Source organism: Ruegeria sp. P10, assembly GCF_056534925.1.
Window position 1 is genome coordinate 199773 of the sequence record NZ_JBQERJ010000001.1, and the last position, 19982, is coordinate 219754.

21 protein-coding genes are annotated in these 19982 nt (G+C 57.6%); 8 read left to right on the forward strand and 13 right to left on the reverse strand.

Features of this window, described 5'->3' with window-relative positions; translation table 11 throughout:
- Positions 1-81 precede the first annotated feature (81 nt).
- The 3 genes from ligA to ACR0FB_RS01000 all read left to right on the forward strand — a co-directional run bounded on the left by ligA (position 82) and on the right by ACR0FB_RS01000 (position 4656).
- Positions 82-2334: an NAD-dependent DNA ligase LigA gene (gene ligA, locus ACR0FB_RS00990; protein WP_480619352.1), complete on the forward strand. Its 2253-nt coding sequence runs from the start codon at positions 82-84 to the stop codon at positions 2332-2334.
- Positions 2331-4421, forward strand: coding sequence for an ATP-dependent DNA helicase RecG (gene recG, locus ACR0FB_RS00995; RefSeq protein ID WP_480619354.1), 2091 nt, complete (start codon positions 2331-2333; stop codon positions 4419-4421). Before ligA ends, recG begins: the two co-directional genes overlap by 4 nt.
- Positions 4422-4533: 112 nt before the next feature.
- On the forward strand, positions 4534-4656 hold the full coding sequence (locus tag ACR0FB_RS01000; protein WP_480619356.1) for a hypothetical protein: 123 nt from the start codon (positions 4534-4536) through the stop codon (positions 4654-4656).
- Between the two features lie 183 nt (positions 4657-4839).
- On the opposite strand, the gene ACR0FB_RS01005 is transcribed toward ACR0FB_RS01000, so the two are convergent.
- Positions 4840-5478, reverse strand: a complete 639-nt coding sequence (locus ACR0FB_RS01005; protein ID WP_171632566.1) for a MarC family protein — start codon at positions 5476-5478, stop codon at positions 4840-4842.
- 59 nt (positions 5479-5537) lie between these two features.
- A complete protein-coding gene (locus ACR0FB_RS01010; protein WP_171723307.1) occupies positions 5538-5990 on the reverse strand; it encodes an iron-sulfur cluster assembly scaffold protein in 453 nt (150 codons plus the stop codon).
- Positions 5991-6038: 48 nt separating this feature from the next.
- Here ACR0FB_RS01010 and hisI point away from each other — a divergent pair, with 48 nt between their 5' ends.
- On the forward strand, positions 6039-6428 hold the full coding sequence (hisI, locus tag ACR0FB_RS01015; protein WP_480619358.1) for a phosphoribosyl-AMP cyclohydrolase: 390 nt from the start codon (positions 6039-6041) through the stop codon (positions 6426-6428).
- 10 nt (positions 6429-6438) lie between these two features.
- Here hisI and gluQRS read toward each other — a convergent pair whose 3' ends face one another.
- From gluQRS to ACR0FB_RS01035, 4 genes are all read right to left on the reverse strand, one after another.
- Positions 6439-7320 carry a tRNA glutamyl-Q(34) synthetase GluQRS gene (gene gluQRS / locus ACR0FB_RS01020; protein ID WP_171723306.1) on the reverse strand — a complete coding sequence of 294 codons (882 nt, stop codon included), beginning with the start codon at positions 7318-7320 and terminating at the stop codon, positions 6439-6441.
- Entirely contained in the window at positions 7317-7931 is a 615-nt protein-coding gene (locus ACR0FB_RS01025; RefSeq protein ID WP_480619360.1) for a class I SAM-dependent DNA methyltransferase, read from the reverse strand. Before ACR0FB_RS01025 ends, gluQRS begins: the two co-directional genes overlap by 4 nt.
- Before the next feature lie 37 nt (positions 7932-7968).
- Entirely contained in the window at positions 7969-9309 is a 1341-nt protein-coding gene (trmFO, locus tag ACR0FB_RS01030) for a methylenetetrahydrofolate--tRNA-(uracil(54)-C(5))-methyltransferase (FADH(2)-oxidizing) TrmFO (protein WP_480619362.1), read from the reverse strand.
- Positions 9310-9562: 253 nt separating this feature from the next.
- Positions 9563-10348: an enoyl-CoA hydratase gene (locus ACR0FB_RS01035; protein WP_480619364.1), complete on the reverse strand. Its 786-nt coding sequence runs from the start codon at positions 10346-10348 to the stop codon at positions 9563-9565.
- Between the two features lie 58 nt (positions 10349-10406).
- Between ACR0FB_RS01035 and ACR0FB_RS01040 the strand changes: the two genes are divergently transcribed.
- Positions 10407-10850 (forward strand): PaaI family thioesterase, encoded by a 444-nt coding sequence (locus tag ACR0FB_RS01040; RefSeq protein ID WP_480619366.1) that lies wholly within the window; start codon positions 10407-10409, stop codon positions 10848-10850.
- A 61-nt stretch (positions 10851-10911) separates the two neighbouring features.
- On the opposite strand, the gene ACR0FB_RS01045 is transcribed toward ACR0FB_RS01040, so the two are convergent.
- Complete coding sequence (locus ACR0FB_RS01045; RefSeq protein WP_171632546.1) at positions 10912-11139, reverse strand: DUF1127 domain-containing protein; 228 nt, start codon at positions 11137-11139, stop codon at positions 10912-10914.
- A gap of 99 nt (positions 11140-11238) precedes the next feature.
- On the opposite strand from ACR0FB_RS01045, the gene ACR0FB_RS01050 reads away from it, so the two are divergent.
- Complete coding sequence (locus ACR0FB_RS01050; RefSeq protein WP_171723301.1) at positions 11239-12642, forward strand: aminotransferase-like domain-containing protein; 1404 nt, start codon at positions 11239-11241, stop codon at positions 12640-12642.
- 3 nt (positions 12643-12645) lie between these two features.
- On the opposite strand, the gene ACR0FB_RS01055 is transcribed toward ACR0FB_RS01050, so the two are convergent.
- Entirely contained in the window at positions 12646-13011 is a 366-nt protein-coding gene (locus tag ACR0FB_RS01055; RefSeq protein WP_171632540.1) for a nuclear transport factor 2 family protein, read from the reverse strand.
- Between the two features lie 243 nt (positions 13012-13254).
- Here ACR0FB_RS01055 and rplM point away from each other — a divergent pair, with 243 nt between their 5' ends.
- Both rplM and rpsI read left to right on the forward strand, forming a co-directional pair.
- Positions 13255-13713 (forward strand): 50S ribosomal protein L13, encoded by a 459-nt coding sequence (rplM, locus tag ACR0FB_RS01060; RefSeq protein ID WP_152457950.1) that lies wholly within the window; start codon positions 13255-13257, stop codon positions 13711-13713.
- Positions 13714-13719: 6 nt separating this feature from the next.
- Positions 13720-14205, forward strand: a complete 486-nt coding sequence (rpsI, locus tag ACR0FB_RS01065; RefSeq protein WP_152457951.1) for a 30S ribosomal protein S9 — start codon at positions 13720-13722, stop codon at positions 14203-14205.
- A 70-nt stretch (positions 14206-14275) separates the two neighbouring features.
- Here rpsI and ACR0FB_RS01070 read toward each other — a convergent pair whose 3' ends face one another.
- Genes ACR0FB_RS01070 through ACR0FB_RS01090 form a run of 5 tightly spaced genes read right to left on the reverse strand, consistent with a single transcriptional unit; the run spans position 14276 to position 19982 of the window.
- Positions 14276-15436: an ABC transporter substrate-binding protein gene (locus ACR0FB_RS01070; RefSeq protein ID WP_480619368.1), complete on the reverse strand. Its 1161-nt coding sequence runs from the start codon at positions 15434-15436 to the stop codon at positions 14276-14278.
- A gap of 25 nt (positions 15437-15461) precedes the next feature.
- On the reverse strand, positions 15462-17348 hold the full coding sequence (locus ACR0FB_RS01075; RefSeq protein ID WP_480490156.1) for an AMP-dependent synthetase/ligase: 1887 nt from the start codon (positions 17346-17348) through the stop codon (positions 15462-15464).
- Positions 17349-17353: 5 nt separating this feature from the next.
- A complete protein-coding gene (locus tag ACR0FB_RS01080) occupies positions 17354-18127 on the reverse strand; it encodes an ABC transporter ATP-binding protein (RefSeq protein ID WP_171723298.1) in 774 nt (257 codons plus the stop codon).
- Positions 18124-18888, reverse strand: a complete 765-nt coding sequence (locus ACR0FB_RS01085) for an ABC transporter ATP-binding protein (protein ID WP_171632529.1) — start codon at positions 18886-18888, stop codon at positions 18124-18126. The genes ACR0FB_RS01080 and ACR0FB_RS01085 overlap by 4 nt, the downstream gene beginning before the upstream one ends.
- Positions 18885-19982, reverse strand: a complete 1098-nt coding sequence (locus ACR0FB_RS01090; protein ID WP_480619371.1) for a branched-chain amino acid ABC transporter permease — start codon at positions 19980-19982, stop codon at positions 18885-18887. Before ACR0FB_RS01090 ends, ACR0FB_RS01085 begins: the two co-directional genes overlap by 4 nt.

The following is a 19982-nucleotide window of genomic DNA, read 5'->3' on the forward strand; positions in this document are numbered from 1 at the left end:
CACTCACGGCTCAGCACGTCTGGACCTGGCCATGGCCTCGCCCTATCACTGAGGTCCAAGTACGCGTGACAGGGCGAGGCCATGAGCAACTTAATTTCCATATCCGAGCTGACGGAAGATGAGGCGCGTGCCGAGCTTGCACGTCTGGCCGAACTATTGTCGAAGGCAAACACGCTGTATCACACGGCTGATGCGCCTGACATGTCGGATGCCGACTATGACGCTCTCAAACGGCGCAATGCCGAGATAGAAGCGCGTTTCCCTCATCTCAAGCGTACCGACAGCCCGACGGATCAAGTGGGTGCAAAGCCTGCCGATGGTTTTTCGAAAGTCACGCACGCCGTGCGCATGATGTCGCTGGGCAACGCTTTCGATGATGACGACGTGGCCGATTTCGACAGGTCGATCCGGAAATACCTGGGCCTTGGGGCTGGTGAAAGTCTGGCCTACACCGCCGAACCCAAGATAGATGGCCTGTCGCTGTCATTGCGGTATGAAAACGGACAGCTTGTTCAGGCTGCCACGCGCGGAGATGGCGAAATCGGTGAAAGCGTAACGGCCAATGCCCGCACGGTTTCCGATATCCCGCAGCACCTGAAAAACGCGCCAGAGGTTCTGGAAGTCAGGGGTGAGGTTTACATGTCTCACGCGGATTTCGAGGCGTTGAACGCGCGGCAGGCAGAGCGCGGCGGCAAACCCTTTGCCAATCCAAGAAACGCGGCGGCGGGGTCTTTGCGGCAACTGGATCCGGAAATCACGCGCTCGCGCCCGTTGCGTTTCTTTGCTTACGCCTGGGGAGAGGTTTCAGAGCCATTGTCCGACTCGCAGATAGGGGCGGTCGAGCGGTTGAAATCACTTGGATTTTCGACGAACCCCCTGACCCGCCTGTGCAAAACGACGCAAGAGATGCTGGAGCATTACCAGGATATCGAGGCGCAACGTTCCACCTTGGGCTATGACATCGACGGGGTTGTCTACAAGGTGAATGATCTGTCGCTTCAGGCGCGTTTGGGGTTCCGCTCAACCACGCCGCGATGGGCGATCGCACACAAGTTCCCGGCCGAACTGGCCTGGACGAGGCTGGAGGCGATCGACATTCAGGTCGGTCGTACAGGCGCGCTTAGCCCGGTTGCACGGTTGCATCCGGTGACGGTGGGCGGTGTTGTTGTGTCCAACGCCACATTGCACAACGAAGACTATATCGCGGGACGCGATGCCAAGGGCGGCACGATCCGCGATGGCAAGGATATTCGTGTCGGTGACTGGGTTCAGGTATACCGCGCCGGGGATGTGATTCCGAAACTGTCAGATGTTGATCTGTCCAAGCGCCCGGCCGGTTCGCAGCCGTTTATCTTTCCGACACGCTGTCCGGAATGTCAAAGCGAGGCGATCCGTGAAGAAGGTGATGCGGTCCGCCGCTGCACCGGTGGCTTGATTTGCCCCGCGCAGGCCGTTGAAAAACTGAAACATTTCGTCTCACGCAAGGCGTTTGACATAGAAGGCCTTGGTGCAAAACAGATCGAGATGTTCTATGATGATCCGATCCTTCCGATAAAGACTCCGGCGGATATCTTTACACTGGAGCAGCGTGACAGGACCAATCTGGCACGGCTGAAAAACCGGGATGGGTGGGGAGAAACCTCGGCCAGAAATCTGTTTGCCGCGATCGACGAAAAACGGACCATTCCGTTTGCGCGCCTGTTGTTCGCTTTGGGTATTCGACATGTCGGCGAGGTCGGAGCGCGCGATCTGGCGCTGTTTTACCGCGATTGGGAGACCATGACGCAAGCCCTGGACACTGCCCGCCCTGCGGCTTTGGCTCAGCGGCAAGCGGATGAGGCCGAGGATGCCGAACGGGCGGCCGCGCTGGCAGAAGGTCGTCGGGCACGTGTCAAGGAAGTGCGGGATGCGGCCATAACCGCGGCGCGTGTTCCGCCCGATGCCAATGCCGCCTGGGCTGAATTGATCGGAATAGACGGGATCGGCGCAACGCTGGGTCTGTCCCTGTCCGATGCGTTTTCGAACGTGGAAGAGAGGCGCGCGTTCGATACGTTGCGCAAGGAACTGACAATCGTCGCACCTGATGCGCCTGCCTCAGACAGCCCGGTGGCTGGCAAGACGGTTGTGTTCACCGGTACTCTGGAAAAGATGACTCGAGCCGAGGCAAAGGCACGGGCCGAGGCGTTGGGTGCGAAGGTTTCTGGTTCCGTCAGCAAGAAAACCGACATTCTGGTCGCCGGGCCCGGTGCGGGTTCGAAAGCCAGGAAAGCCGCAGAGCTGGGTATCGAAACTCTGGATGAGGATGGCTGGTTGCAGCTGATCGAAGGCGCATGAGCGGGAGGCCGGAACAGCTGTTCCCGCTGTTTGCGGGGCTTGAAACACTCGATGGCGTCGGCCCCAAGACCGCTCAGGTCCTGCAACAGGCCGGCGTTGAGAGCCCACGCGACGTTCTGTTCGGCCTGCCTTACGCGGTCGTCGACCGACGTCGACGAGAGACGATTCAGGGTGTCGATCTGCCTGCGACGTTGACGGTCGAAGTAACGGTCGGCCCGCACAGGCCGCCTCGAAACAAGGGGGGCGCGTATCGGGTGCATGTCGAAGACAGCCAGGCCGATTTTCAGCTGGTTTTCTTTCACGCGCGCGGGGACTATCTGAAGAAAGTGCTGCCTCAGGGCGCACGCCGCGTGATCTCGGGCAAGCTAGAGCTGTTCGATGGTATGGCTCAGATGGTGCATCCGGATCATATGTTGCCGGTCGAGCAATCCAGTGAAATTCCGGAATTCGAACCGGTATACCATCTGAATCAGGGGCTGACTCAAAAGACGGCTTTCAAGGCTACCCGCAGCGCATTGGCGCGGGCGCCAGAGCTGGCGGAATGGATCGACCCGGCGCAGATGGCACAGCAAAACTGGCCGGATTGGATTTCGGCAATTCGTGCCGGCCACAATCCTCAGGGGGCTGATGATGTCTCACCATTTGCGCCCGCGCGTCAGCGTCTGGCCTATGACGAGCTGTTCGCGCATCAGATGACGCTTGCTCTGGCGCGTCAGCGAGAGCGGAAATCCCGTGGTGTCGTCAGCGTAGGGACAGGCGCGTTGCAATCCAGGGTGTTGGCCAGTCTTCCTTATCGTCCGACCAGCGCTCAAAGCCGCGCAATCGAGGAAATCGCGGTCGATATGGCATCTGATTCCCGCATGAACCGATTGTTGCAGGGTGACGTGGGGGCCGGCAAGACATTGGTGGCCTTCATGGCCCTTCTGATTGCAGTCGAGGCCAAAGGGCAGGGTGTGATGATGGCCCCGACCGAGATACTCGCCCGCCAGCACCTGGAAGGGTTGCGCCCGTTGGCGGAAGAGGCCGGAGTGGTGCTGGAGCTGCTCACCGGGCGTGACAAGGGCGCAGAGCGGCGCGCCAAGCTTGAGGCTTTGAAAAATGGCAATATCCAAATTCTGGTCGGCACCCATGCCGTGTTTCAGAGTGATGTGGAATTCAAAGCGCTACGCTTGGCCATAGTTGATGAACAGCACCGGTTTGGCGTGCGCCAGAGGATGGAGTTGTCAGAAAAAGGGCAGGGCTCGGATGTATTGGTGATGACCGCCACCCCGATTCCACGCAGTCTGGCACTGGCGCAATATGGCGATATGGATGTGTCGGTGCTGGACGAAAAACCGCCGGGGCGCAAACCGATCAAGACAGCGATTGTCAGTACGCAGCGCATGGACGAGGTCGTGTCGCATCTGCGTCGGGCGATTGATGAGGGGCGGCAATGTTATTGGGTCTGCCCCTTGGTCGATGAATCAGAAGTTTCAGACCTGACGGCAGCTGAAGAACGGTTCAAACGCTTGCGTGCCATATTGGGCGAAGGTGTGGTCGGGCTGGTTCACGGGCAAATGCCGCCATCGGAAAAAGACGCGGCAATGTCCGCATTCCAGAACGGGGACTCCAAGGTTCTTGTGGCCACGACCGTCATTGAAGTGGGGGTCAATGTGCCCAATGCCACGATCATGGTCATCGAACGGGCCGAAATCTTTGGTCTGGCCCAACTGCATCAATTGCGCGGCCGCGTGGGCCGGGGTGATGCGGAATCGACGTGTTTGCTTCTGTATCAGCCGCCGCTCAGCGAAGGGGGGCGCAAAAGGCTGGAGGTTCTGCGTGAAACCGAAGACGGGTTCCGTATCTCGGAAACCGATCTTGAGATGCGCGGTGCCGGGGATCTGATCGGAACTGCGCAGTCCGGTCTGCCAAAGTTCCGCATTGCGGATCTGGAGCGTCAGGCCGGATTGATGGCCGTGGCCCAATCCGATGCCCGGGCATTGCTGAATGCGGATTCCAAGCTGACCTCGGACCGGGGGCGCGCGGCGCGCGTACTTTTGTGGCTGATGAAGCAGGATCAGGCGATCCGTTTGATTTCAGTGGGTTAGGCAAAAAGTTCCAGAAAGTTCACAAATGTTCTCAAAAAGTTCTTTACCGACTCGGGTAAATATGAGAACAAAAGGTCAACAAAGGATTAAAGCTCTGACCGGAGGTGACCCTATGCTGACCCAGATCAAGACCGTATTCAACCGCTCGCAATCGACGATCCTGCAGGATGCCGTGGGCGTGATGTCTCTGGTCGTGATCCTGATGGTCGCCTTGCACCTGCCGGTTGGCTTCTGAACCTTTCTGCCTGCGATCTCGTGCCGAAAAAACCGCGCTGTCATCCCCATTTCAGTCAAGGGTGACCTGCCTGTCCCAAACCCCTTGAGGGGCCTTGCCTCGGCCCCGTGCGGTAATCCGGACCCCACGCGAGACACGCAATGCCTGCCGCCGCCCTTTCGCCCGGAAGGTGCGGCGGTTTTTTTACAACTGGCCGGTTTTGAAAATCTCAAGCAATGCGGACAGAACCGAATTGACCGCGACCGAGGCCAGGATCATCCCCATGATACGGCTGATGATCGCTGCTCCTGAATGGCCAATCAGGCGGATGATCGGTTCGGCCAGAAGCATGAGAACAAAGGCGACTACCAAAACCGACAGCATGACCAATGCGGTAATCCCCTGATCGGCTGCACTGTATCGATGGTTGTCCGTCAGGATCACCACTGCAAGCATCGCGCCGGGCGAGGCCAGAGATGGAACAGCAAGAGGAAATATCGCGGGATTCTGCTTGTGATACTTATCTTCCTGATCCTCTTCGGCCTGACGCTGTTCTATGTCTTGTTTGCTTTCACCAAAGATCATAGTCAGAGCGAACAGAAACAGGATGATGCCGCCTGCGACCTGAAATGAATTCAGTCCTATATCCAGCGCCTCGATCAGCAATTGCCCAAACACGAGAAAGAACAAAAGGACACCGGCGCTTATCAATGACGCCAACAGCGCTGTTTTGCGACGGGCGGCGGCCTCTAGCCCCGCAGTGACGGCAATAAAAACGGGAATAGTTCCAATCGGGTCAATCACGACCCAAAGAGTGACAAAATGCTCGAGTAGATTTTCCAAAACCCATCCCTCCTTAAATTTAAGCGGAAGGTAAACGGGTTTACATCAAATAGCTATGATCAGGCGCAATCTGCCTGCTCGGCCTGCGCCATGGCTTCGACGGCGGCATCCAGCACCAGCAGGATTGAAGCGTGGCGGTTCTTGTAGTCCCGCGCCGGCATCAAGACCTCAAGACCGTCAAACGGCGCATCCGGGGCGGGGCCATCCTTTTTTAACATGGCCGCAAGCTGATCGCGCGCTGCTTCGACCTGCGCGCGCGTGGCACCAATGATCGCGTCGCCAACCACCGAAGCAGAGGCCTGTCCCAGCGCGCAGGCTTTGACGTCCTGCCCGAAGGCGCTGACACGTCCATCCTGAACCTTCAGATCAACCGTCACGGTAGAGCCGCAAAGAGGCGAGCGTTTCTTGACCGTTGCATCCGGGTTTTCCAGCCGATCCAGATGCGGGATGTCCGCCGCCAACGCCAGAATGCGTCCGGAATACAGCTTGATCAGGTCGTTCTCGCCGCTCATGGCTTTCCCTCGTCGTGTGTTCCTCATACATAGTGGCCAGCCCAACGGATGCAAAAGGTTTTTGTCATGTCTCACCCCGTCGCGTTTGATCCATCGACTCTGAAATATAACCAGGCGGGACTGATTCCGGCAATTGCGCAGGATGAGGTGTCGGGCGAAGTTCTGATGATGGCATGGATGAACGCACAGGCCGTTGAAAAGACACTGGAAACGGGCAGGGTGACCTATTGGTCGCGCTCGCGTCAGTCTTTCTGGATCAAGGGTGAAACCTCGGGCCATGTGCAGGAACTGGTGGATTTCCGCATCGACTGTGACCGCGATTGCCTGTTGGTTCTGGTGCGTCAAACCGGTGCTGCCTGTCACACCAACCGCCGGACGTGCTTTTATACTGCGGTGCGGGACGGGGCCGAGACCGAACTGATGGCCCCGATGGCGTAACCGAGACAGATCAAAGCCCCACTATTTGCCGGATGTCTGCCGGGCTGGCACCATCGGCCCGGAATTTCGCGATGGCACGCGCATCGTCACGTTTCGCCAGTCGTTTGCCGGCATTGTCGCGGATCAGATCGTGGTGGTAATACGCAGGCGTCGGCAAATCCAACAGCACCTGAAGCAGCACATGGATGCGGGTGGCTTCGAACAGATCCTGACCTCGGACCACATGGGTGATCCCCTGGGCCGCGTCGTCAAGAACGACGGACAAATGGTAGGACGTGCCCATGTCGCGGCGAGCCAGAACGATATCGCCGACACTGGTTTCCATCTCATCCGGGGTAAAAGAAATTGTTCCTGTTTCGCCACCTGGGCCGGAGCCCAGTTCCAAGAATTGGAGTCTGGCCGGATCGTGGATTGTTTGACAGGCCTTGGCAATATCCAGTCGCAAAACTTTGTCCCTTGGGTGAGGGTTTTGACTTAAGTCTATGCCCTGGTTAATTTTTCGACACGTTCCGGGATAGATAATTCCGTCAGGACCAAGCAATGGCGCGCCTTCCTGCGGGGCGCTTGCGGCGGCGGAAATATCTTTGCGATTGCACAGGCAGGGATACAGAAGACCCTTCATCCACAACCGCTCCAACGCGCGATCATAGATACTCAGCCGATCTGATTGACGCAGCACCGGTTCCGGCCATGTCAGCCCCAACCAATTGAGATCATCATAGATCTGATCCTCCCAATGCGGACGCGAGCGGGACCGATCGATATCTTCGATGCGAAGCAAGAACCGACCGTGTTCGGATCTGGCCATGTCGCTGGCGATCATCGCAGAATACGCGTGCCCAAGGTGAAGCGGGCCAGTCGGGGATGGCGCGAAACGCGTTACGAAAGTCACGCTTTTTCTAATACATACACGTCAGAGTTAAGGTTGATGCCGGGTAAGTGCGGCCCGTGTTCACGAAATAGCAAACGTGCGGCACCCATGTCGACCCAATCCGTCAGTCGGCAGGTGAATTTGTGATCTGACAGCGCATGGTCGTTCAGGGAATACGCCAGCAACCCACCTTTGGGCAAGGCGTGCATCAACTGGTCGAATGTCTCGGGCGGGGCCGCGCCCTGACCGATGACACCGATGGCGGTGATCACCGAATACGCACCGCGCCTGAGCGGAGCCGGTTTGGTGATGTCAAACCCGGTCAGGGTTCTGTAAACACTCTTGGCCGCTGCCTCTTCCAGCATTTTGGGGGTGGGGTCGATACCATCGATGACCTCAAATCCCGCCGCCCGCATGGCGAGACCGGAAAGCCCCGTTCCGCAGCCGAAGTCCAGAATCGGCGTTTGGGGGTGAGGGTGGAATTGCCACAAAGCCGCGGCCACCCGTCCCGGGGTTGCATATCCTTGTTCCGCGACCTCTTTTTCGTAGGTCGCGGCCCAGTTCTGATAATGCGTTTCAGTGTCTTCAGGCGTGTCGAGTTTGTAGGTGTTGTCCAGGAACTTGTCGCTCATCCCGTCATGCTAGGCCGAGATCACGCCGCGCGTCCAGTCAGCATTGATCCAACCAGGTTTGCCATTCTGTCTTGGCACGATCGGTATAGGCCTTGTACCGGTCTTTCCGGCCGCGCCGCCCGCCTTTCAGGCCGTCCACGGGGCGGAACAGGCCAAAGTTTACGTTCATCGGCTGAAACGTCTTGGCTTCGGCCCCGCCGGTAATGTGATGGATCAACGCACCCATTGCACTGTCTTTGGGCACTTCGGGCAAGTCACGCCCCTGTATTTCCGAGGCGGCCATGCGACCGGCAAGCAATCCCATCGCGGCGCTTTCAACATAGCCTTCGACACCCGTAATCTGCCCGGCAAAGCGGATGTTGGGCTTGGATTTCAAGCGCATCTGTGCATCGAGCAGGGTAGGAGAGTTGATGAACGTGTTGCGGTGGATGCCGCCCAGCCGGGCAAAGCTGGCGTTTTCCAGGCCGGGGATCATGCGGAACACGTCGGTCTGGGCGCTGTATTTCATCTTGGTCTGAAACCCCACGATGTTGAACAATGTGCCCAACGCGTTATCGCGCCGTAACTGAACCACGGCATGGGGTTTGACGTCAGGCGCATGAGGGTTTGTCAGCCCAACAGGCTTCATCGGACCATGGCGCAGTGTCTCACGCCCGCGTTCGGCCATGACTTCAATGGGAAGGCAGCCATCAAAATAGCCTGCGGTCTCACCTTCGTGAAACTCGGTTTTTTCCGCTGCCAGAAGGGCGTCGATGAAAGCCTCGTACTGATCACGGCCCATCGGGCAGTTCAGGTAAGCCGTGCGTTCTTCCTCGGTTTCGCCTTTGTCATATCGGGATTGCATCCACGCTCTGCTCATGTCGATGCTGTCGGCATAGACAATGGGCGCGATTGCATCGAAGAAGGCCAGCGCGTCCGATCCCGTTTCCGCCCGGATGGCTTCCCCCAATGCGGGTGAGGTCAACGGGCCGGTCGCAAATATCCAATGGCCGTCATCAGGCAGCGAGGTGACTTCCTGATCGGTGATGCTCACGCGTGGGTGGGCGCGGAGTTTTGCGGTGACCGTTTCGGCAAACGGGTCGCGATCCACGGCCAGAGCCCCGCCGGCAGGAAGCCTGTGTGCGTCGGCGGTTGTCATGATCAGCCCATTGGCTGCTCGCATTTCCCAGTGCAGCAGACCGACGGCATTCTGTTCATCATCATCCGATCGGAACGAGTTTGAACACACCATTTCCGCCAGGTTTCCTGTCTGATGTGCGAAGGTGCCAACGGTGGGGCGCATTTCATGAATGATCACGTCAACGCCCATTTCAGCGGCTTGCCAGGCCGCTTCGGACCCTGCCATTCCACCGCCGACGATATGCAAAACTTGTGTCATGTGCAGCCACATAGGGCACCGCACACACAGGCGCAACTGCCGTATTGTATCTGACTGATTTGCTGGAGGGGTCTTGGGGTCGCCGCTGCGGGAATGTCAGCGCTGGTGAGAGAGACCAGCTGGAGGGACCTTCCGCCCACGGCGACCCAAAAGTGTCTTGAGGCCTTGGCCTCGACCCAGCTTTGCCACAGAGTTGCCCTTTTGAAAAGTGCAAAAATGAAGACAGTGGCAAAAAATGTTCAAAACAATTGCGTCATTGGGTCCAATTCGGGGGGCGCTTTTCAATAAAGGCGGAAATGCCTTCTTCTGTATCGCGGTACAACATATTCTGCGCCATTGCGTCTCCGGTATAGGCATAAGCCTGATCCAAAGGCATTTGCAGCTGTTGATAGAACGCTTCCTTGCCGATCTTCACGGCCATGCCAAGCTTGGATGCGACCAGTTCCGCAAGCCCGTTGGCTTCTTGTTCCAGCAGCGCTTCAGGAACGACGCGATTTACCAGCCCCAATTCGGCGGCGCGCTCTGCTGAAATGAATTCGCCGGTGGTCAGCATTTCAAATGCCTGCTTTCTGGGGATGTTGCGGCTGAGAGCAACCATCGGCGTGGAACAGAACAGGCCGATATTGACCCCGTTGACGCCAAACCGCGTTCCTTCTGCGGCCACCGCCATATCGCAGGTTGCAACCAGTTGACATCCGGCGGCGGTCGCAATGCCATGGACTTGCGCGATAACGGGTTGCGGCAGGGACTGGATCGACATCATCATCCGGGCGCAACGGGAAAAGAGATCTTGAAAGTAGGCCTTGCCACCATCTTCGGATTGGCGTCCGGCCGTCATCTGCTTCAGGTCGTGCCCGGCGCAAAACGCCTTTCCTGCCCCTTTCAGGACCACGGCCCGGATCGAGCTGTCGTCGCGCAGTGTATCAAGTTCGGCTTGCAGTGCAGCCAGCATCTCATCACTTAATGCGTTCAGCCGGTCCGGGGCGTTCAGTGTCAGCCGTGCCACCGCGCCCGTGTCGTAACGTTCCAGAATTGCCATCTTGCCCTCCATTCCCAAGTTGGGCCAACTCTAGGTCGGCAAGAGCAGGAGGGGAAGTATGGCTTTGGCAATGAACCGGGACGAACTGTCACAATACCTGAAACAGGTGTTCCCGCAGGTGCACAAGGATTTCGTCGTTGAAGATTTGACCGAAGATACGATCACCATGCGCCTAGTGGTTCAGAATCAACATCTGCGCCCCGGGGGCACGGTTTCCGGCCCGTCGATGTTCGGGCTTGCCGATGTCAGTGTCTATGCGATGGTTTTGGCACGGAAAGGGCGCCAGTCACTGGCTGTTACCACCAACAGTTCTTTTGATTTCCTGCGCAAGCCGGAAGGCGGCGCCGATATGATTGCGGCCTGTCGTTTGTTGAAGCTGGGAAAAACACTGGCCGTTGGGGATGTGCTTTTATACTCGGAAGGCAGTGATCTTCCGGTTGCACGGGCAACGATGACCTATTCCCTTCCACCAGCAGGGTCCGCTGCCGCGAATTTCGGATAAAAAAGGCCGGGGACAGGCCCCGGCCCAGGAAGAGGTCCCAATAATTGGGACTGGGGATCAGTCAGGGCTGCCAGAAAAAGCGCTTTGTTTCCCAGCCAGCCTGATGGCGGGTCAGCCCGACGTCCTGAAGCAGACGGTCATCCAGATAGCTCAGATTGACGCGACTGCGGCGACGGCGTTCCCATTGAGTGACCGCCGCCGCAAACCGCACGGCCAGAGCCGCGAGCAGAGGCAGCCGTGGGCTGTCGTTCAGCAGCAGAAGGGCGGGGGTGTGCATTGTGCGTGTCATCTCGGAATTCCTTTCAAATTGTATTGACACAAAACAGTATTGCTTGGTACATAAATTTGATACATTCGAAATTGTGTCAAAGGCAAAGGAAGAATTGTAATGGATACAATTTGGCCGGACGCTCTGCCAAAATCCAAGGGTCCGAAATACACATTGGTTGCTGACGCAATAAGAAAAGCTATTGGTGACAGGAAATTAGATGTTGGCGCCAAGCTTCCGCCGGTTCGTGAGCTGGCGTATCGCCTGCAAATCACACCTGGTACAGTCGCACGTGCCTATACGATCCTGACCGACGAGGGCTTGCTCCACGCCGAGGTTGGGCGTGGTACATTTGTGGCCCCGCCGAAATCACCGATTCTGGATGATGTCTGGGCCAGGCAACTGCATCTGAGGGAAGACAAGTACAACGCCAATGTCAGCCTGTTCAGCCCGCGTTTGCCGGATGCGGGGCAGGTCGCGCTTATCCGGGAATGCCTGCAAAAAGTTTCGCAAGCTGATCCCGGCCTGTTTCTGAATTACCCCACGCGGGACGCGTATATACCCATGAGGCAATCGGTCGTGGATTGGCTGTCGGATTTGCCGCTGGGCCCGCTGACCCATGACGACATAGTCTTGACCCATGGCGGGCAGAACGGATTGTGTCTGGTGTTCCAGACCATCCTGCGCGGACCCAAACCAATCGTGTTGGTTGAAGACCTCTCTTACGCCGGGTTTCGTCGGGCCGGAGAGTTGATGCGCGCCGAAGTCATTGGCGTCAAGATGGACAAATGGGGCATCGATCCGGTGTCGATGGAGCATGTCTTGCGGCAAACCAATGCTCAGGCCGTTTGCGTCTCGCCAGAAGTTCAGAACCCCACCGGCATCCACACGCCGCTGGAACGCAGGAAAGAGATCGTGGACGTCGCCCGGCGCTTCGACCTTCAGATCGTGGAAGACGATTGCTATCGCATGGGAGAGGCGCGTGAACCCAGTTACCGCGCGCTTGCCCCCGAGCGGGGCTGGCACGTGTCGTCCATTTCAAAGATACTCACACCCGCTTTGCGCGTTGGCTTTGCCATTGCCCCAAAGGATCGCAGCGTCGATCTGCGCCGATCCGCCGAATATGGGTATTTTGGCCTGGCTCAACCCTTGGCCGAACTGACCCGGCTGCTGCTGTCGGATCCGCGTACCCGCCAAATTGCACAGGATGTGCGCAAACGGATGGGCGATTATGTTCGGATCACCGTCAACGCGCTGGGTGGGTTCGATCTGAACTGGGCACCGGATGTGCCTTTTGTCTGGCTGAACCTGCCATCGGGGTGGCGGTCTGCCGCGTTCAGCCGCGCGGCAGAGCGGGAAGGCATTCAGCTCAGATCAGCGGATGAGTTTGCCCTGCGCGACGGGCGCGCTCCAAACGCAGTGCGCATCGCAATGAATGGTCACGTTTCGTTGGAACGGTTCGAGGACGCAATGCTGAGGTTGCGCGCTTTGCTGGACAATCCGCCTGAACAGATCAGCGTCTAGCATTCAACTCAGCGGCGGCGGGTCGCCAAAGAATCCGGCCAGATGGGCAATTTTTCCGTCCTCGTCCAATCGAATGAAATCATGCCCGGCCACCATGATTGCGCCGTTCGGGGCCACCATATGCCAAGTGAAGTGGACGACATCATGGTGCGACACAGGGCTGCTGGTGATTTCGACACGCCCATTCGAATTCAAAAGGACTTCGCCGATATGTGTACTCAACCGCTCACGGCCTGAAACATCGGCTGTCGGATCCACGTACCGACCGTTTTCCACAAAGCACTGGGTCAGAAGCGCAAGCCGTTTTTCGGCCGACTTTTCCTGCCAGGCCGCGCCATAGTTTTCAATCGTGCGCATCAATTCCTGCATTCGACCCTCCGTTGTTGGGCATGAACAATTCCAACCGAGTGTATCAGAGTGTCGAAATTGGGGCGATCTCGGTGCTAAAAGCGTGGGGTAAAATAATACCTATTTAACAAGCCATTGTTTTAAAACGTTTTAAATGGCGTTTGGTCGCTTGACGTGGCGGTCATGGGTGTCTAGATACGCATCCATCGAATTCGGGCCGCCTCGCTTGGGGCGGTCTTTCACATCAAACAGGACTATCCTGCCATGAAAACCTTTTCTGCAACACCTGCAGACATCGACAAGAAATGGATCCTGATCGACGCCGAGGGCGTTGTTCTGGGCCGTCTTGCGTCGATCGTCGCCATGCGTCTGCGTGGCAAGCACAAAGCGTCGTTCACCCCGAACATGGACATGGGCGACAACGTCATCGTGATCAACGCTGACAAGATCCAGATGACCGGCAAGAAGCGCGAAGAAAACTTCTACTGGCACACTGGCCACCCGGGCGGCATCAAGTCGCGCACCAAACAGCAGATCCTTGAGGGCGCACACCCCGAGCGCGTCGTGACCCAGGCGGTCAAGCGCATGCTGCCGGGCAACCGCCTGTCGCGCAAGCAGATGACCAACCTGCGCGTTTATGCCGGTGCCGAGCATCCCCACGAGGCGCAAGCGCCCGAAGTTCTGGACGTCAAGTCCATGAACAAGAAAAACACCCGGAGCTAATGACCGATGGCTGATCAGATCAATACTCTCGAAGAGCTGAGCGCCGTCGCAGGCGTTGAAACCGTGGCCGAAGAAGTCATCGTGCGTGAACCCGTACGTGACGAGCTGGGCCGTTCGTACGCCACCGGCAAGCGTAAAGACGCTGTTGCCCGCGTTTGGATCAAGCCGGGTTCCGGCAAGGTCACCGTGAACGGCAAAGACCAAGACGTCTATTTTGCACGCCCCGTTCTGCAACTGATCCTGCGCCAGCCGTTTCAGGTTGCTGGTGTCGAAGGCGAGTTCGACGTTGTCGCCACTGTCAAAGGTGGTGGCCTGACCGGTCAGGCCGGTGCGGTCAAGCATGGCATCTCGAAAGCGCTGCAACTGTACGATCCCAACCTGCGCGGCGCTCTGAAAGCTGCTGGCTTCCTGACCCGCGACAGCCGCGTTGTGGAACGTAAGAAATTCGGTAAGCGCAAAGCCCGCCGTTCGTTCCAGTTCTCCAAGCGTTAATTCGCCAGGAAAACCCAACAAAGAAAGGGCTCGCAATTGCGAGCCCTTTTGCATTGTGTTGCGGGAAATTTTATTCTTCGTAGACGAGCTTCCACGCACCGTTTTCAACGACATTGACGAACACGGTATCCGCGCCCTGATGGTCGTCAGGACCATAGGTGATGTGATTGCCGACCAGATCGTCCTGATAGTCCAGTGACTCCATCGCTTCGATAAAGCTGTCATGGGTCAGGTCAGGGCCCGCGGCTTCAAGCGCTTTGACCATCATTTCGGCAGCGGAATAGCCCAACATGGCAAATCCAACCGGATCTTCGCCGGTCGCGGCCTTGTATTCTTCGATAAATGCCGCCGGGGCAGGTTGATCCGCACGCGCCCAAAGATCCTGCCACGAGGCTGCTGCATAGAACCCGTCAGCCACTCCGCCGGGAACCTGTGCTACGACTGTCAGGAAACTGGCCGAAGTCCCAAGGAACTTCATGTCCGTCAGGCCCATCTTCTTGGCCGTGCCTACTACGGTGATCGCCTGACGCACGCCAAGCGCCATGGTGACGATATCGCAGCCTTCTTCCTTGAGCTTGCTGAGCGACCCGACAAAATCCGTCTCATCCGGTTTGTGGGTTGTTTCAGATCCAAAAGCGATCCCGGCTTCTTCGGCACCGGCCTTGCTGCCTTCAAGAATTTCCTCGCCAAAATCTGTTGGCAGATACATGGTGCAGACCGTCTTTGATCCAAATTCTCCGGCCAGGTATTTCACACCGACACGCGCCTGATCATAGTAGGTCGAGAAAGACGTGAACTTGTTTCGCATCGGCTCTTGCAACATCTGACGCGCAGCGGTCAGAGGTGCCACGTTGGGAATTCCCTTGGGATCCAACAGCTTGAACCCAGCCATGTTCATCGGCGTGCCAAGCGATTGCAGCATGGCGAACACCTTGTCGCGGTTCAGCAGTTTGTTGTAGCCCTGCATCGCACGCGGCATCTGGTATCCGTTGTCCTCGACCACATAGCGGATTTTGCGCCCGTGTATGCCACCGGCTTCGTTCACCCGGTCGAATACCACATTCGCACCTTTGGTCGCCGGGACACCCACCGCGGCAAAGATGCCGCTCAGGTCGTTGACCGATCCGATGACAATCTCATCATCCGTCACGCCCTGCGTCTGAGCCCAACCGATGCTTGCCGAGGCGGTCAACGCCGTGGCGGCGGCCAGCCATTTGAATGACTTCTTCATCTTTCTCCTCCCGAAAACTCTTTGGCTAAGTGTACATGTCTTCAATCAGATGTCCGTGTTTCTTTTCGACCAGGCCGCGTTTCAGCTTCATCGTGGCGGTAAGCTCGTCATCCTCGGCGGTCAGCAGAACGTCGATCAGGCGAAAATCCTTGATCTGCTCGACCCGTGCGAATTCCTTGTTCACTGCGGCCACTTCGGCGCCGATCAACTCCTTGACTTCGGCCGCGGCGCAAAGCGAGGTAAAGTTCGAAAAAGGGATTTTCTGGTCCTGCGCATATTTCTCGACATTTTCCTGATCGATCATGATCAGCGCCGTGAGGTATTTGCGCCGGTCGCCGATGATCACCGCGTCCGAGATGTAATGGCTGAACTTCAGCCGGCTTTCGATTTCGGCCGGGGTGATGTTCTTGCCACCGGCGGTGATGATGATGTCTTTCAACCTGCCGGTGATGGTAACGTACCCGTCCTTGTCGATACGCCCCATATCGCCGGTGCGCAGCCAGCCATCGGCGGTAAAGCTTTCCGCTGTCTTTGCGTTGTTGCGCCAATAGCCCTGAAAGATGTTCATTCCCTTGAGCTGAATTTCACCCTCGTCCGAGATGCGGATATCGCACCCCGGGACGACCTTGCCGATGGTTCCGATCTTGTTGCTTTCCACGGTGTTGAGTGTTGCAAGGCCGGACGTTTCGGTCATGCCGAAGCCCTCGATGATCGGGACGCCGATGGCCCAGTACCATTTCAACAAATCCGCCGAGATAGGCGCAGCACCCGTGCCACCCCGGCGCAGTTTGTCCAAACCGAGCATCCGGCGCAGATTTTTCAGAACCAACTGATCCCAAAACCAGAACCGGGCCGCGATGGCGGCGGGAACGGGTTTTCCCGAACTCACATAATCGGCCCGCCGTGCGCCGGCCTTCAGGGCAAGACCGTATGCCATTCGACCCAACGGCGTTGCATCCTGCGCCAGGATTTGCACATGCGCATAGATCTTTTCCCAGACTCTCGGCACCGCCGTGAAGGTCGAAGGCGAGACCTCTTGCAGATTTGCAAAGACCGTCTCGGGGCTTTCCGCGAAATTCACCGTGCAGCGGGCGGCCAGCGGGAAATAGACAGATACGTCGCGTTCCAGGATATGGCAGAGGGGCAGGAAACACAGTTGTTCGTCACTGGCCTGCGTCGGCAATGACCAGGCACCGGCCTCAATGCCGGCCAGGATGTTTTCATGGCTCAACATCGCACCCTTGGGCTGGCCCGTGGTGCCGGATGTGTAAACCAGCAATGCTGTGTCCTGAGGTTTGGCCAATGCGATTTCGGCTTCGAACCGTCCCGGATCTTCCTGTTCGGCCTGCTGGCCCAAAGCGTAAAGATCGTCGATCATCATGCAGCGCGGATGGGTCAGGTCGTGCAAGCCTTCGTCTTCCAGAATGATCACCTTGATCAGATCCGGAACTTGATTTTCGACTTCCAGAAATTTGTCCAGATGCTCTTCGTCCTCGACGATGAGGAACTTGCTGCCACTGTCGTTGACCAGATATTGCAGTTGATTGGCCGAATCCGTGGTGTAGACGCCAGAAGAAATGCCCCCGACGCACTGAATGCCCATATCGAACCACATCCATTCCTTGCGGTCCTCGGACAGGATCGAAACAACGTCACCGCGTTCCAGGCCCAGCTTGCGCAGGGCAAGCCCGATCCACTTGGCGCGCTGCCAGTAGTCGGCCCAGGAATATGACTTCCAGATGCCCAAATCCTTTTCGCGATGGGCTGTACGATCCCCCAGTTCCGCGCAACGGTGTTGAAACAGCATGCTGATGGTGGTGCACCCATCCACGCGCAACGGGCGTTGTCCGGGGGTTGCATTCAGTTCAACGCCGTTGATCTTGACCTGCGAGGCGAGGGGCGTGGCATCCATCTTGCTTACCTCCACGTCTTCTTGCGTTTCCAACGGCGGCTTTCGCGTGCGCCTTCTTCCTGCACGCCAAGATAGAAGTTCTGGATGTCTTCGGATTTCAGCAACGTATCCGCAGCACCGTCCATGACGATGCGGCCTACCTCCATCACGTATCCATGATGCGCCAGCCGCAACGCCGCATTGGCGTTCTGTTCGACCAGAAGCATCGTCATATGCTGTTCTTCGTTCAGACGTTTCAGAATGGCGAATATTTCCTGCACCAAAAGCGGTGACAGACCCAGTGACGGCTCATCCAGCAGCATGATGCGGGGACGGGCCATCAGCCCCCGTCCGATTGCCAGCATCTGTTGCTGCCCGCCCGAAAGGGTACCGGCCTCTTGCGTGCGACGATCTTTGAGAACGGGAAAGTAACTGAAAACAAGCTCGCGATCCTGGTCGATCTGCACTTTGTCCGTTCGGGTATACGCGCCGAGGCTCAGGTTTTCATCGACGGTGAGCAGAGGAAACACCTCGCGCCCTTCGGGTACATGCACGATCCCGCGCTGGACGACGGTATGCGGCTCGGCCCCCTGAATGTCGTCTCCATCAAAGGTGACCGTGCCTTTTTCCGGGTCCATCACCCCCGAGACGGTTTTCATCAACGTCGTCTTGCCGGCACCGTTTGCGCCAAGGATCGAGACAATCGTACCTTCGTGAACGTCCAGTGAAACACCGCGAATGGCCATGATCGGGCCATAAAAGCTTTCGACATTGCGGATTTTCAGGATTGGCGCGCTCATGAAGCTTTCCCAAGATAGGCTTCGATCACTGCCGGGTGCGATTGAACTTCGGCCGGGGTCCCAAGCGCCAGTTTTGCGCCGTCTGCCATGGCCAGAACCCGGTCTGACACGCCCGAGACCAGGCCCATGTCATGTTCTACCATCAAAACGGTGATGCCCATCTGCCGTCGGATATCATCGATCCACCAACGCATGTCCGTTGTTTCTTCCACGGACAACCCCGAGGCCGGCTCATCCAGCAGCAAGAGTTTTGGGTCAGTTGCCAAAGCCCGTGCAACTTCGACCACTTTGCGCACGCCGTAGGGCAGCCCCGATATCATCTTGTCGCGATAGGCTTGCAGGTCGAGAAAGTCGATGATCCGTTCCACTTTCTCGCGGTTTTCCAGTTCCTGTCGCTTTGCCGACGGGGTGAAAAGAATCTCGGAAATCAGGTTTGTCCTGCGGTGGCGGTGGCGTCCGACCAGCAGGTTTTGCAGGACGGTTGCGTGTTCGAACAACTCGATGTTCTGAAATGTCCGTGCGACGCCATAGGCGGCGACACCGGACGGTTTGACCCGAAGCAGATCATGACCGTCATACCGGATCGCCCCGTCAACGGGATCGTAGAACCGGGAAATCAGGTTGAATACAGTGGACTTGCCCGCACCGTTTGGGCCGACGATGGCAAAGACTTCACCTTCCCGAACGTCGAATGACAGGTTATCCACCGCCGTCAGGCCGCCGAACTTGAGGGTGACATTTTCGAACTCCAGCAAGCTCATCTCAGACGCTCCGTCTTGAGATAGGATTTCTGCCGTTTGAACATGTCTTTTCGATAGAAGGGGAACAGCTCGAACCAGGTGCGGATCTTCAGCCAGCGGCCATAGATGCCCATGGGTTCGAACAGGATGAAAGCGATCAGGATCATGCCGAAGATGCCGAACTCCAACCCCGGAATGGCGACTGTATTGCCGCCGAACAGGGCGTCGGCATATTCTTTTGAGATCGACAGAAACTGCGGCAGGAACCCGATCACGATCGCGCCCAGAAACGCGCCGTGGATCGACCCCAGCCCGCCGATGACGATCATCATAAGCAGTTGGATCGAGATCAGAACACTGAAGGTTTCGTTGTTAAACGCTCCGGCGAACCATCCCATCAGCGCCCCGGCCCAGCCCGTCACCGCGCAGGACAACGCGAAAGAGATCATCTTTGTCCGCGCGATGTCGATGCCCATCGCCTGGGCCGAAACCTCAGAGTCGCGCACCGCGATGAAGCTGCGCCCCAAAGGCGCGCGCAGCAGGTTGATATATCCCAGTGTGACCAGAACGGCGACGGTCAGGACCAGCCAGAAAAACTGATCGGGCGTTCCCCAGCGGTCTACCAGATGGCCGAAGATTTCGACCCCGCCGACGTACTTGCCCGCAACACCGCCGGTGATGGGTTCGGACAGAACGATGATGTCGTCCATCAGGATAGAAAGCGCCATGGTGAAGATGGCCAGATAGATGCCATGCAGGCGCAGGGCAGGGATCGCGACCGTCACGCCCGCTATCCCGGTCAGAATGCCCGCCAGCGGGAAAGCAACCAGAAAGGGCACCCCGGCTTCTATCAGGGCGACGTTGGCATAGCAGCCAAAGGCCAGAAAGGCCGCGTGGCCCAGACTGACTTGCCCTGTATGTCCGGTCAGGATCATCAGGCCCAACCCGGCAATGGCCCAGATCAGGACGTTGGTCAGTTCACCCAGATAGAACTCGTCCAGCCACCAGGGGGCTGCGGCAACAACCGTCAGAAGGATCAGATACAGGACAAGCTGATAGCGGTCTTTCCACGGGCGGATATCCTGCATGTAGTTGGTTTTGAAGACGATCCGCAT